The 13,576-nt window shown below is 74.2% G+C and carries 12 protein-coding genes; 9 read left to right on the forward strand and 3 right to left on the reverse strand.

From position 1 onward, the window contains the following. Nucleotides 1–14: 14 nt before the first annotated feature. Nucleotides 15–1,199, reverse strand: coding sequence for an agmatine deiminase family protein (locus IE332_RS38610; RefSeq protein WP_229929265.1), 1,185 nt, complete (start codon nt 1,197–1,199; stop codon nt 15–17). Nucleotides 1,200–1,447: 248 nt separating this feature from the next. Here IE332_RS38610 and tatA point away from each other — a divergent pair, with 248 nt between their 5' ends. Continuing rightward, entirely contained in the window at nt 1,448–1,729 is a 282-nt protein-coding gene (gene tatA, locus IE332_RS38615; protein WP_189926099.1) for a Sec-independent protein translocase subunit TatA, read from the forward strand. 69 nt (nt 1,730–1,798) lie between these two features. On the opposite strand, the gene IE332_RS41630 is transcribed toward tatA, so the two are convergent. Both IE332_RS41630 and IE332_RS38625 read right to left on the reverse strand, forming a co-directional pair. Then, complete coding sequence (locus tag IE332_RS41630) at nt 1,799–3,574, reverse strand: serine/threonine-protein kinase (RefSeq protein WP_229929266.1); 1,776 nt, start codon at nt 3,572–3,574, stop codon at nt 1,799–1,801. A gap of 171 nt (nt 3,575–3,745) precedes the next feature. Further along, the gene (locus IE332_RS38625) at nt 3,746–4,312 is read right to left on the reverse strand and encodes a TetR/AcrR family transcriptional regulator (protein WP_189926101.1); all 567 of its coding nucleotides are present in this window, start codon (nt 4,310–4,312) and stop codon (nt 3,746–3,748) included. Between the two features lie 173 nt (nt 4,313–4,485). Here IE332_RS38625 and IE332_RS38630 point away from each other — a divergent pair, with 173 nt between their 5' ends. The 8 genes from IE332_RS38630 (at nt 4,486) to IE332_RS38665 (ending at nt 13,465) form a co-directional block, all read left to right on the forward strand. Further along, nucleotides 4,486–5,706: an agmatine deiminase family protein gene (locus IE332_RS38630; protein WP_189926103.1), complete on the forward strand. Its 1,221-nt coding sequence runs from the start codon at nt 4,486–4,488 to the stop codon at nt 5,704–5,706. 133 nt (nt 5,707–5,839) lie between these two features. After that, complete coding sequence (locus IE332_RS38635) at nt 5,840–6,844, forward strand: agmatine deiminase family protein (protein WP_229929267.1); 1,005 nt, start codon at nt 5,840–5,842, stop codon at nt 6,842–6,844. Nucleotides 6,845–6,926: 82 nt separating this feature from the next. After that, the gene (locus IE332_RS38640; protein ID WP_189926105.1) at nt 6,927–8,576 is read left to right on the forward strand and encodes an ABC transporter substrate-binding protein; all 1,650 of its coding nucleotides are present in this window, start codon (nt 6,927–6,929) and stop codon (nt 8,574–8,576) included. Further along, nucleotides 8,573–9,532 (forward strand): ABC transporter permease, encoded by a 960-nt coding sequence (locus IE332_RS38645; RefSeq protein WP_189926108.1) that lies wholly within the window; start codon nt 8,573–8,575, stop codon nt 9,530–9,532. The genes IE332_RS38640 and IE332_RS38645 overlap by 4 nt, the downstream gene beginning before the upstream one ends. Continuing rightward, nucleotides 9,529–10,383 (forward strand): ABC transporter permease, encoded by an 855-nt coding sequence (locus IE332_RS38650; RefSeq protein WP_189926110.1) that lies wholly within the window; start codon nt 9,529–9,531, stop codon nt 10,381–10,383. Before IE332_RS38645 ends, IE332_RS38650 begins: the two co-directional genes overlap by 4 nt. Nucleotides 10,384–10,400: 17 nt before the next feature. Further along, nucleotides 10,401–11,348, forward strand: coding sequence for an ABC transporter ATP-binding protein (locus tag IE332_RS38655; protein WP_189926112.1), 948 nt, complete (start codon nt 10,401–10,403; stop codon nt 11,346–11,348). Then, entirely contained in the window at nt 11,341–12,138 is a 798-nt protein-coding gene (locus IE332_RS38660; RefSeq protein WP_189926114.1) for an ABC transporter ATP-binding protein, read from the forward strand. The genes IE332_RS38655 and IE332_RS38660 overlap by 8 nt, the downstream gene beginning before the upstream one ends. A 160-nt stretch (nt 12,139–12,298) precedes the next feature. Continuing rightward, nucleotides 12,299–13,465: an agmatine deiminase family protein gene (locus tag IE332_RS38665; RefSeq protein WP_189926116.1), complete on the forward strand. Its 1,167-nt coding sequence runs from the start codon at nt 12,299–12,301 to the stop codon at nt 13,463–13,465. The last annotated feature ends 111 nt before the right edge of the window (nt 13,466–13,576 follow it).

A 13,576-nucleotide genomic window follows, 5' to 3' on the forward strand; every position in this document is an offset into this window, starting at 1 on the left:
GCGGGGCGGTGGGGTCAGCCGGCGGGCTGGTCGTGGGTGGAGCAGTGGATGCCGCCACCGCCGGAGGCGATGGTGTCGATCTGCAGGGGGACGACCTCGCGGCCCGGGAACTGGTCCCCGAAGAGCTCCTGGGCGTGGCCGTCGGCCCGGGCGTCGCCGAACTTCGGCAGGTAGACGCCCTTGTCGCCGATGTAGAAGTTCATGTACGAGGAGACGAAGGCGTCGCCGCGCCCGGTGATCCTGTCCGGGTCGGGCTGGTCGACCTCGATCACCTTGAGCTTCCTGCCGGTCGCGTCGGTGGCCTCGGCGAGGACGGCGCGGGCCTGGTCGGCGGAGCGGGACCAGACGTCCGGCGGGGTGCCGGGGAAGGCCCGGTCCAGGAAGACGACGCCGGGGGCGACGAAGCGGGCGAGGCAGTCGACATGGGCGTCGGTGATGTCCTTGCCCTTGACGCCCGCCAGCCAGATCACCTTGGTGACGCCGAGCGCCTTCCTGAGCTCCGCCTCGACCTGGTCGCGGCTGCGGCCGAGGTTGCGGTTGTCGTTGACGACGGAGCTCTCGGTGACCATCAGGGTGCCCTGGCCGTCGGTCTCGAAGGAGCCGCCCTCGGCCGTGATCGGGGTTTCGAGCCGCTCGATCCCGTACTTCTGCAGGACGGCGCGGGCGATCCGAGCGTCGTTGGTGTGCTCCTGCTTTCCGCCCCAGCCGCTGAAGTTGAAGTCGACGCCCTTGACCTTGCCGCCCTCCTCGACGAACACCGGCACGGTGTCCCGGGCCCACAGGTCGTCCACCGGGACGGAGAGCAGCTCGACGTCCGAGCCGCAGGCGTTGCGGGCCGAGGACTCCTGGCCCGGGCGGACGAGCAGGACCGCCGGTTCGCGCTCGCCGACGGCCCGGGCGACGGTGGCGATGTCCTTGCGGACGGCGCCGAGCTGCTCGGCCCAGACGTGCTCGGAGGCGGGCCAGGCCATGAAGGTCCGCTCGTGCTTCTCCCATTCGCCGCCGAGCCGGCGCCCGTGCGCGGGGGCCGGGGGCTGCGCGGGTGCGTCCCCGGCCGGGGCGGTGGTGGGGGCGGCCGGGGACGCCGGGTCGGCCGGGTCGTCGCCTTCGGCGGCGCAGGCGGTCAGACCGAGGGCGAGCACACCGGCTCCGGCGAGGGAGCGCAGCACCGTGCGGCGGGCGAGGGGGGACTGGGACACGGTGTCCTCCGGTGGGGCTGGGGGTGGAACGGCGGGGGTGGGCCGGCTGGGGCGCGGGGACCGGGGTGGATCCGTGGATCGGGATGGAGCCCGTGGACCGGTTCGTCCGGTATCGCCGGAACCGAACTCTCGCATTGACTGAAAAATCAGTCAAGCTTTACGGTGAAGTCACCCGAACCACCCCGAGACGACCCGGGCCGCCGACCGCGCGGCCCCGGTCACGACGACGAAAGGCCGGGTGAGCGGCGATGCTGCGCAATGGTCTGGAGCCCTGGCACCTACTGATCATGGTGGCCGTCCTGGTGCTGCTGTTCGGCTCCAAGAAGCTGCCCGAGATGGCGCGCGGGCTGGGCAAGTCGATGCGCATCCTGAAGAGCGAGACGGCGGCCATGCGGGAGGAGTCGGCGGGCGGAGCGGCGGCCGAGCCGGCGGCGGGCCCGGCGGTGCAGCCGCCCGCGGGCGCGCCGTCCCCGGCGCACCCGGCGACCCAGGCAACCCCGGCGTCCCCGGAGGTGAAGCGGCCTGCCTGAGCGCCGCACCCGGGCGTGCTGCGGAGAGCCGTCGTCGCCCCCACCACCGGTGGGGGCCGACGACGGCTCTCAGCCGTTGCGGCGGTAGTGGTCCACGGAGACCCGGACCGGGCCGTCGCCGGGCGCGGTCGACAGCACCCGCACGACGGCGAGGTCCCGGCCGTCCGCGGACCGGACGCAGAAGGCCCCGCGCGGCCCGACGGCCGCGAACGGGATCCGTCCGGCCGGCCGGCTGCCGAGCCCCTTGAGGCAGTCGGCGACGCCCAGTCCGGCGTCCCGGCCGATGAAGGAGTCGGCGGTCTCCGGTACCAGGAACTCGCTCTCGCCGCGGCTGACGTACCAGGTGACGCTGTCGACCGGGACGACGGTGCCGGTGGCGAGGTCGAACTCGTAGCCGGAGTCCGCCGAGGTCAGCTCGGTCCCGCGGTAGTCGGCGGCGTAGTCGGCGGCGGGTGCGGGCGGCGGCGTGGCGGTCGGGGCTGCGGTGGCGGAGCGGGTGGGGGAGGGCGGGGCCGTCGGCGTGCCCGGCGCCGGGGTGGGCGCCCCCGGCGTCGTCGGGCCGGCGATCGGGGCCTCGTCGGCCGCGGCCTCCACCGCGTCCGGGTCGTCGAGCAGCAGGACCGCCGCCGCGGCGCCGACGGTCAGGGCGACGGCGGCGGTCAGCGCGGTGCGCCCGAGAGAGCGTCCGCGGCGGCCCCGGCCGTGGGCGCCCCCGCGCGGAACCGGGTCGCCGCCGGCCTGGCCGGGCACCCGGGCGTATCCCGGCGAGGGCGGCTGGGCGGACCCCGGCGAGGGCGCCTGAGTGGTCGCGGGCACGGGTGCGAGCACCGTCGGCGTCGGCGCGGCCGCCGGGGCGAGGACGGTCAGCGCGGAGTCCAGGCCCGGCCGGGCGGTGGCCTCGGCGGCCTCGGCGGGCACCTGGGGCAGGTCGGCGTGCCGGTCGATCTGGCTGGTCAGCGACTGCGGCAGCCAGTCCTCGGCGAAGCGGAGGTGGCCGCCCACCGCCGGGTGGCTACGGGCGGCGGCGATCACCTCGGCGGTGGTGGGGCGGTGCTCGGGCCGCTTGGCGAGGCAGCGCAGCAGCAGCTCGCGCAGGCCCTCCGGGACCCGGCCGAGGTCGGGCTCCTCGTGGACGGTGCGGTAGAGCGCCCCCAGGTCCGGGCCGTCCCCGAAGGGCGGGGTGCCGCCCGCGACGTGGACGGCGAGGGCGCCCAGCGCGTACACGTCGGTGGCCGCGGTCGCGGGCCGGCCGGTGGCCTGCTCGGGGGCCATGTAGGCGGGGGAGCCGATGCGCAGGCCGGTGCCGGTGAGCGGGACGGCGTCGGCGGCGCGGGCGATGCCGAAGTCGATCACCCGGGGGCCGTCGGGGGCGATCAGCACGTTGCCGGGCTTGAGGTCGCGGTGGACCACGCCGGTGGCGTGGATCGCCTGGAGGGCTTCGGCGATCCCGGCCATCAGCAGCAGGACGGTCCGTTCCGGGAGCGGGCCGAAGCGCTGCACCACCTGCTGGAGCGAGGGGCCCGGCACGTAGGTGGTGGCCAGCCAGGGGGTGGCGGCGTCCACGCCCGCGTCGACGACCTGGGCGGTGAACAGCCCGTGGATGCGCCGGGCGCTGGCCACCTCCTGGGCGAAGCGGGCCCGGAAGTCCGGGTCCCCGGCGAGTTCGGGCCGCACCACCTTGAGCGCCACCGGCCGGCCGCCGGGGGTGTAGGAGAGGTAGACCCGGCCCATGCCGCCGGCGCCGAGCCGGGCGTACAGCAGGTGGCCGCCGACCTCGCGCGGGTCGTCCGCGGTCAGTTCCTGGAAGACCGGCTGGAGGGTGAAGGGGGATCGGTCGGCGGACATGCGGTGGCCTCTCTGGCGGACGGGGAGGGTGGGGGCCGTATGGCGACGACGGCGTCCCCCCGGGCGGCCACGGCGCTGGGCGGCGTGGGCGGCAGCGCTGACGGCATCGCGAAGTTTAGAGGTAGGGTCAGGATAGCGGTGACGCGCTGCTCCGGGCCTCGGCGGCCGGCGCTACGGCAGTTCGGTCTCGACCGCGCTGCGGAGCAGCCGGCGGGCGTGGTCGAGGGGCAGCGAGCCGCTCAGCCACCGGACGCTGAGGCCCTCGACGAGGGTGGTGAGCCGTTCGGCGGCGGCCGCGTGCGCGGGGGCGGTGCCGGTCGGGTCGGCCCGTGCGAGGAGTTCGGCGATGTCGTGCACCCAGGTGTGGGTGGTCCTCGCCAGGTCCTCGCGGAGGTCCGGTTCGAAGACCGCGGTGGCTCTCAACTCGCCCCATGCGGTGGAGTTCTCGCGGACTTCGGGGTGGTCCTGGAGCTCCCGGAGCAGCACCCGTTCGAGGTCGGCGCGGGGGTCCTCGGTGCGCGGCGCGGGGTCCTCGTCGGCGGTGTAGTGGTCGGCGCGGTCGCTGATGAACTCCAGCGTCCGGCGCAGCAGGCCGGCCCGGTCGGTGAAGTGGTAGTAGATCAGCGAGGTGGACACCCCGGCCTCGGCCGCCAGTTCGCCCACGCGCAGTCCGCGTACGCCACGGCGGGCGATCACCCGGGTCGCTGCTTTGAGTATTTCCGTCCGACGGTCCGACATGGTCGCTCACTCTACCGGGCCTCCTGGCTGGTCAGACAGGTTCCTGATGATCGTTTCAGGGAGTTGCCCTGGCTTTGAGCCAAAAGCTTGACTGAATTTTCAGTACGGTAGAGGATGCGGGGCAACCCTGCGGGGCAACCCCCACACCTCCCCCCCCTCATCCAGGGAGTGCTATGCGATCCCCCACCCCCTCCCGACGCGGCCTGCTCCGGTTCGGCGCCGCCGCCGTCCCCCTGGTCGCCCTCGGCGCCGTCCTGCCGGCGACCGCCCGGGCCGCCACGGCCGCCGGCACCACCGACGCCTCAACGGCCGGCGCCACCACGGCCGGCACCGCCACCACGGCCGGCGCCACCGCGAGGCTGCGGATGCCCGCCGAGAGCGACCGGCACGTCCGCACCTTCATGGCCTGGCCGGCCCTGTCCTCGATCTGGCAGACCCAGCTGTCGGCGGTCCGCGACGACATCGCGCGGGTCGCGTACGAGATCTCCCGCTACGAACCGGTGGTCATGGTCGCCCGCCCGGGCCAGGCCGCCGACGCCCGGTACTACTGCGGAGCCGGCGCGTACTACAGCATCACCGTCGTCGAGATCGCCAACGACGACCTGTGGATCCGCGACTTCGGCCCGACCTTCGTGGTCGCGCCGGGCGCCGTCGCCGGTGTCGACACCAACTTCAACGGCTGGGGCAAGTCCGGGACCCCGTACTACCAGCGCTACACCGAGGACGCGGCGGTCGCGGCCGCCCTCCTCGCCGAGTACGGCGTCGAGCGCGTCCGGGCCCCCTTCGTCGGCGAGGGCGGCGCGCTGGAGACGGACGGCCAGGGCACCCTGCTGGCCACCGTCAGCTCGCTGGTGAACCCCAACCGCAACCCCGGCATGTCGCAGGACCAGGTCGAACGGGCCCTGAAGACCGGCCTCGGGATGGACAAGGTGATCTGGCTGGCCGGGCTCGCCGGCCAGGACATCACCGACGACCACATCGACTGCCTGGCCCGCTTCACCGCACCCGGTCGGGTCATCCTCGACAAGCCCGGCCCCGGCACCGACCGGATCTGGGTCCAGGTCTACGAGCAGGCCAAGCAGGTGCTGCGGACCGCCACCGACGCCCAGGGCCGCCCGCTGACCGTGATCGAGCTCCCCGGCCCGGACCGGGCGCGGATCCGCGGGCGCGGCAAGGACTTCCTGTCCAGCTACACCAACTTCTACGTCGCCAACGGTGCGGTGTTCGTCCCCCAGTTCGGCGACGCCTACGCCGACGGCCTGGCCTGCACGATCCTCCAGGCCGAGTTCCCCGGCCGTGACGTCGTCCAGCTGGACATCGACACCATCGCCTCCGGCGGTGGCGGCATCCACTGCGCCACCCAGTCCCAGCCGGCCGTCCCGCCAGTGCGCTGAGACTTCCCGGCGGCCCGTCCGGTACCCCCCACGGAGACGGGCCGCCGGGGACTCGCGTTCCCACCACTCTCCCTCCCGACCGTCCCCGACCGTCCCCGGCCGGACCCCAGGACCCGAACAGAAGAGGTATCCCGTGACGTACCGCATGCCGGCCGAGTGGACCGAGCACGAGGGCTGCCTGATGGCCTGGCCCGTCCGCCCGGACCTGTGGGGCGACACCCTCGACGAGGTGCAGGGCGAGTACGCGGCGGTCGCCCGCGCCATCGCCGAGTTCGAGCCGGTCACCATGGTGGCCCCGCCCGGCCACGGCGAGGAGGCGAGCGCCCGCTGCGGCGAGGGCGTCACCGTCGTGGAGCTGCCGACGGACGACTCCTGGTTCCGCGACTCCGCGCCGATCTTCGTCCTCGACGGCGAGGGCCGCCGGGCCGGCGTGGACTTCCGCTTCAACGCCTGGGGCCGCAAGCACAGCCCCTGGGACGCCGACGACCGGATCAGCGGCCTGCTGCTGGAGCACCTCGGCACCCCGGCGATCCGCTCCGAGATGATCCTGGAGGGCGGGGCGATCACCGTCGACGGCGAGGGCACGCTGATCACCACCGAGCAGTGCCTGCTGCACCCCAACCGCAACCCGGACCTGTCCCGGGAGGAGATCGAGGCGGAGCTGAAGGCGCGCCTCGGCGTCACCAAGGTGGTCTGGCTGCCGTACGGCGGCGCGCTGGACACCGAGACCGACGGGCACGTGGACGGCGTCTGCGCCTTCGTCGCCCCCGGCAAGGTCGTGGTGCAGCTCCCGGCCGACCCCGCGCACCCGGACTTCGTGCGGATGCGGGCCAACCGCACCGTGCTGGAGCACTCCACCGACGCCCAGGGCCGGCCGTTCGAGATCGTCGACCTGCCCCAGGCCGCCTTCGTCGAGGTCGACGGCCGCGAGGTGGAGGTCGGGTACCTCAACTTCTACCTGGCCAACGGCGGTGTCGTCGTGCCGGTCGCCGACCACCCCGAGGACGAGGGCGCGCTCGCCGTGCTCGCCGCCGCCTACCCGGACCGGAAGGTCGTCGGGGTCCGGGCCCGGGTGATCGCCTACGGCGGCGGCGGCGTCCACTGCATCACCCAGCAGATCCCGGCCGCCCGCGCCTGAGCCCGCCCGGCCTGACCCCGCCCCCACCCGCGCCCGCGCCCGCGCCTGACCTCACCCCCGTCAGCGAACGGAGAACACCCTCATGACTCCCACCGCGCCCGCGAGACGCGCCACCGTCCGCGGTCGGTTCGTCCTCGCCACCGCCCTGCTCTCGACGGCCGCCCTGGTCGCCGCGTGCTCCGGGCCGCCCCGCGGCGGCTCCGGCCAGGCGGCGGTTCAGCTGTCCGCCGACACCCCGCCCGCCAAGGGCGAGCTCGACTCGTTCACCTGGGCCACCTACGCCGAGCCGCCCACGCTCGACTACGTCCAGGCCTTCGACTACCCGCAGAACACCGTGCTCGCGAACGTCTGCGAGAGCCTGATGCGGTGGACCCCCCAGCTCACCCTGGCCCCCGGCCTGGCGGAGAAGGCGTCCAACCCCGACCCGACCACCTGGGTCTACGACCTGCGCTCCGGCGTCCACTTCCACGACGGCTCGGTGATGACCGCCGACGACGTCGTGTACAGCCTCGGCAGGCAGACCAACCCGGACAACGCGGCGGCCTGGGCCCAGGTGTTCCAGAACGTCGACGCCGTCACCAGGACCGGCCCGCTGCAGGTCACCGTCAAGCTCAAGCAGCCCGACTCCCAGTTCCCGCAGTACATGGCGACGGCCGCCGGCGTGGTCGCGGCCAAGGCCGGGGTGGAGGCAGCGGGCAAGGACTACGGCACCGGCGGCAGCCTCGACTGCACCGGGCCGTACCAGCTCGGTACCTGGGCCAAGGGCCAGTCGATCGAACTCCGGCGCTTCGACGGCTACTGGGGCACCAAGGCCAAGTCGAAGAAGGTCGTCTTCAGCTTCCTCACCGACCCGTCCGCGCGCACCAACGCGATGCTCACCGGTGACGTCGACGGCGGCTACCTGATCCCGACCGAGAGCTACGACCGGCTGCGCGGGAGCGGCGCGGGCACGCTGTACTTCGGCGAGGGCCTGAGCACCGTCAACCTCAACGTCACCAGCATGCGGGGACCGCTCGGCGACCTCCGGGTCCGCCAGGCGCTCTCCCTCGCGCTCGACCGCTCCGGCTTCGTCAGGACCGGCCTCGCCGGGGCCGGCACCGTCACCGGCTCCCTCACCACCCGGGCCGCCTGGGCCGGCGCCCCCGAGTCCGTCCGGAAGTCGGCCTTCGAGCACCTCACGCCGACCGCCCAGGACGTCGACCGGGCCAAGGCCCTGGTCAAGGAGGCCGGCGCCGAGGGGAAGACGATCACCGTCGCCACCAGCACCATCGGCCAGGACGTGTCCCTGCTTGCCACCGCCGTCCAGGCCGCCGGGGCGAGGATCGGCCTGGACGTCCGGCTGCGGACGATCGCGCCGAACGCGTTCACCTCGCTGTTCACCGACCCCAAGGCCCGCGAGGGCCTGGACCTGTTCCCCGAGACCTACTACGACTCGGTCACCGACCCGCTCGACCTGCTCACCAACTTCAAGACCGGCGCCTACCAGAACTTCGCCGGCTACAGCGACCAGCGCTACGACGACCTCGTCGACCGGGCCACCGCCGAGTACGACCCGGCCGAGCGCGGCGCGATCGAGGCGGAGCTCCAGCGGACCGCCTCCGAGCAGCTGCTCTGGATCCCGGTCGCCGAGTGGCCCACCGCCGTCTTCCTCAACAAGCGCATCACCGGCGCCCCCACCACCATCGCGTACATGTACTACCCGTGGGCCGCCGACGTGGGAGCCGCGCGGTGAACTTCCTGAGATTCGCCGCCCGGCGGCTGGCCGAGATGGCCGCCACCCTGCTCGGCGCGTCCTTCGTGGTCTTCGGCGCGATGTACCTCGCGCCGGGGAGCCCGGCGAGCTTCCTGCTGTCCGGCCGGTCGGCCTCGCCGGCCGCCCTGCAGGCGATCAACGAGCAGTACCACCTCGACGACCCCTTCCTGGTCCGCTACCTCCGCTGGCTCGGCCAGGTGCTGCACGGCGACTTCGGGCGTTCCATCACCTACCGCACCGACGTGTCCACGCTGCTCGCCGACCGGCTGCCCGCCACCCTGACCCTGGTGGCCATGGCGCTGCTGGTGGTCGTCATGATCGGCCTGGCGCTCGGCTGGATCGGCGCGGTGCGCGGCGGCGCCACCGACTCGACGATCCTGCTGACCACCACGCTCGCGGTCGGCACCCCCTCCTTCGTCGCGGCCGTCCTGCTGCAGGGCCTGTTCGCGGTCAAGCTGGGCTGGTTCCCGACCAGCGGCACCGGCGACGGCTTCGCCGACCTGCTGTGGCACCTCACCCTGCCGGCGGTCGCCCTCGCGCTGTACCTGATCGGGATGCTCGCCCGGGTCACCCGCTCCGCGATGCTGGAGGCCCTGGACGGCGAGCACGTGGCCGTCGCCCGCAGCCGCGGCGTGCCGGAGCGGGAGGTGATCCGCCGCCACGTGTTCCGCAACTCGCTGGGCACCGTGCTGACCACCGGCGGCCTGATCGTCTCCACCCTGCTGGTCTGCACGATCCTGGTGGAGTCCGCGTTCAGCATCGGCGGCATCGGTCAGCTCCTCGAACTGTCCACCAGCACCAAGGACTTCCCGACCGTCCAGGCCATCTCGCTGCTCATCGTCGCCCTGTTCATGACGGTGAACCTGGTCGTCGACCTGCTCCACCCGCTGGTCGACCCCCGGGTCACCCTCGGCGCGAGGAGGTCCGAGGCATGAGCGCCGTCCTCACCCGCCGACCAGGCCTCGGCCGGCTCAGGTCCGCCCGCGCCCCGCTCCACCTGGCCTGCCTCGGCTTCGTCGCCCTGGTCGTGCTCGCCGCCCTGCTCGCCCCCTGGGCGGCACCGGACGACCCGAACGCCGTCGACCTCGGCAACGCCCTCGCCGGGCCCTCGCCCGACCACCTGCTCGGCGTCGACGCGGCCGGCCGGGACACCCTCTCCCGGCTCCTGCTCGGCGCCCGCACCTCGCTGCTCGGCCCGCTCGGCGTGGTCGCCTTCTCCACCGTCGCGGGCGTCCTGGTCGGCCTGGTGGCCGGCTGGCGCGGCGGCTGGCTCGACTCCGTCCTGTCCCGCAGCACCGAACTGGTCTTCGCCTTCCCCGGCATGCTGCTCGCCATCCTGATCGTCTCGGTGTACGGGGAGGGCCTGCTCGCCCCCGTCCTCGCCCTGGCGATCGCCTACCTGCCGTACGTCTCGCGGCTGACCCGCTCCCTGGTGCTGGCCGAACGGGAACGGCCCTACGTCAGCGCCTACCGGGTGCAGGGCCACTCCGCCGCGCAGATCTGCCTGCGGCACGTCCTGCCCAACATCGCACCCGTCGTCCTCGCCCAGTCCACCATCAACTTCGGGTACGCCCTGATGGACCTGGCCGGCCTCTCCTTCCTCGGACTGGGCGTGCCCGCGCTCACCCCCGACTGGGGACGGATGGTCTTCGACGGCCAGACCGCGATCCAGCACGGCTACCCGCTCTCCGCCGTCCTGCCCTGCGTCCTCATCGTGCTCACCGTCGTGGCCTTCAACGTCGTCGGCGAGCGCTGGGCCGACCGCGTAGCCCGGAGGACCCCGTGAACCACCCGGAGGAGCGCGTGAACGCCCTCGACATCCGCGGCCTGCGGCTCCACCTGCCCGGTGCCGCCCGGCCCGTCCTCGACGGGGTCGACCTGACCGTCGCCCCCGGCGAGACCGTCGCCCTGGTCGGCGAGTCCGGCTCCGGCAAGAGCCTCACCTCGCGCAGCGCCCTCGGCCTGCTGCCGCCCGGCGCCACCACCGGCGGCAGCGTGCTCGTCGACGGTGAGGACGTCCTGACCATGGGCCCCGACCGGCTGCGCGCGCTGCGCACCGGCCGGGCGGCGATGGTCTTCCAGGACCCCCGCGCCGCCGTCAACCCGCTGCGCCGCATCGGCGACTTCCTCACCGAGGGCGTGCGCCGCACCGGCGTCCTGGGCAAGGCGGACGCCGACCGGCGGGCGGCCGAACTCCTAGACGCCGTCGGCCTCGGCCCGGAACTGCTGCGCCGCTACCCCGGCCAGCTCTCCGGCGGCATGCTCCAGCGCGTCATGATCGCCGGGGCGCTGATGGGCGACCCGGTCCTGCTGCTCGCCGACGAGCCCACCACCGCGCTCGACGTCACCAGCCAGGCCGAGGTCATCGCGCTCCTCGGCCAGCTGCGCGAACGCTTCGGCACCGGCCTGCTGTTCGTCACCCACGACCTCGGGCTCGCCGCCGCCATCAGCGACCGGGTCCACGTGATGTACGCCGGGCGGATCGTCGAGAGCGGCCCCGCCGAGGCGCTGTTCGAGCGGCCCCGACACCCGTACACCGCCGCCCTGCTCGCCGCCACCCCGAGGCTGGACGCCCGGCCCGGCCGGCTCGCCGCCATCGACGGCCAACCGCCGGACCTGCGACAGGACCTGACCGGCTGCGCGTTCGCCGCCCGCTGCCCGTACGCGACCGGGCTGTGCCACGAGGAGGCCCCCGGGCCGTGGCCGGTCGCCTGCCACCACCCGCTCGAAGGGAACCCCGCCGATGACTGAGGCCGTCCTGCAGGTCACCGGGCTGTGCCGGGCCTTCGGCAGCGTACGGGCCGTCCACGAGGTGTCGTTCAGCCTCCCGGCCGGCGGCTCGCTCGGCATCGTCGGCGAGTCGGGCTCCGGCAAGACCACCACCGCCCGCATCGTCGTCGGCCTCGAACAGGCCGACGCGGGCGAGGTGCTGGTCCGCGGCCGGGCCAGGACCGGGCGGGCCCGGGGCCGGGCCGAACGGCTGGCCCGCGCCCGCGAGGTGCAGATGGTCTTCCAGGACCCGTACCTCTCGCTGGACCCGCGCACCAGCGTGGAAGCCGTCCTGCGGGAGACCCTGCGGCTGCACTTCCCCGGCACCGACCACACGACCCGGATCCGGGAACTCCTCGACCAGGTCGGCCTCGGCACCAGGGCGGCCGACGCGCTGCCCCGTCAACTCTCCGGCGGCCAGCGCCAACGCGTCGCCATCGCCCGGGCGCTGGCCGTCGAACCGGCGGTGCTGGTGCTGGACGAGGCGGTCGCCGCCCTGGACGTCTCGGTCCAGGCGCAGGTGCTCAACCTGCTCGCCGACATCCGCGAACGGACCGGCGTCGGCTACCTGTTCATCACCCACGACCTCGGCGTCGTCCGCTGCGTCACCGACGAGGTGGTCGTGATGCGCCACGGGCGGATCGTCGAGGCGGGCCCCACCACCGAGGTCCTGGACGCCCCGCGGCACGCCTACACCCGGCTGCTGCTGGAGTCCGTCCCCCGGCCCGGCTGGGATCCCGACCGGATCGCCGCCGCGCGCCGCGCACTGTGAGCCGGCCCGGGTCCGGCGGCGCGAGCGGGAGGTGGGCCGGAGTGTGAAGCGGGGCCCCAGGAGGGGATTCCCCCGATCGGCGGAGGCGTGCCGCGCCGGACCCTGACCCTCCAGTCAGTAGCCTGCGGAGCCGGACCAGACACCTACCGGAAGAGGCCCCATGGCTCACCCCCGGCCGTCCCGCCGTTCGATCCTGCAGTCCGGGGCCGCGCTCGCCGCACTGGCCCTGACCGGCGGCTGCTCCTCCGACGGCGGCGGGGAGGAGCCGCCCGGCCCGAGCGCCACGGCCCCGGGCGCGGCCGCCTCCGGCAGCCCGGCGGCCGGCCGGTGGGCGATGCCGGCCGAGTCCGCCCCGCACACCCGCACCTTCATGGCCTGGCCGGCGCTGGAGGAGGTGTGGGGCGACCAGCTGGCCGGCGTCCGGCAGGACATCGCGGGCCTCGCCCAGGCCGTCGCCGGCTTCGAGCCGGTGGTCCTGCTGGCCCGCCCGGACCAGGCCGACCAGGCCCGGCAGGCCTGCGGCACCTCGGTGGAGGTGCTGGAGCTGACGGTCGACGACCTGTGGGCCCGGGACACCGGCCCGACCTTCGTCACCGGGCCGCAGGGGCTCGCCGGGGTCGACTTCGACTTCAACGGCTGGGGCGGCAAGCAGACCCACGCCAACGACGCCAAGGTCGCCCGCTACCTCCTCGACCACTACCGGATCACCCGCGTCCAGGCGCCGATCACCGGCGAGGGCGGCGGCATCGAGGTCGACGGCGACGGCACGCTGATGGCCACCGAGAGCTCCTGGGTCAACGACAACCGCAACCCCGGGAAGTCCCGCGACCGGATCGAGGCGGACCTCAAGGAACTGCTCGGCGTGGAGAAGGTGATCTGGTTCAAGGGCGTCGCCGGTCAGGACATCACCGACTGCCACGTGGACGCCCTCGCCCGCTTCGCCGAGCCCGGCACCGTCGTCCTGCACCGCCCCACCGCCGACACCCCGCCGGACGTCTGGACCACCGCCTCCGCCCAGGCCCTGGAAGTGCTGGGCTCCACCACCGACGCCAAGGGCCGCACGCTCAAGGTGGTCGACCTCCCCGAGCCCGACGTCGAGCGGATCCGGGGCGCGGGCAAGAACTTCCTCGCCACGTACATCAACTACTACGTCTGCAACGGCGGCGTCATCGTGCCGCGCTTCGGCGACCAGGCCGCCGACGACCGGGCTGCGGGCATCCTCGGCGACCTCCACCCCGGCCGGAAGGTCACCCAGGTCTCCGTCAACCACATCGCCGCGGGCGGCGGCGGCATCCACTGCGCCACCCAGCAGCAGCCCGCCGGGTGAGCCCGCCGGGGCCGGGCCCGGTCCGCCGACCGGCCCGGCCCCGAACGGACCCGCCCCGAACGGACCCGCCCCGAACGGAACCGCCCCGAACGGACCCGCCCCGAACGGAAC

Origin of the sequence: Kitasatospora xanthocidica (assembly GCF_014656195.1) — a bacterium.
GTDB classification, from domain to species: Bacteria; Actinomycetota; Actinomycetes; order Streptomycetales; family Streptomycetaceae; genus Kitasatospora; species Kitasatospora xanthocidica.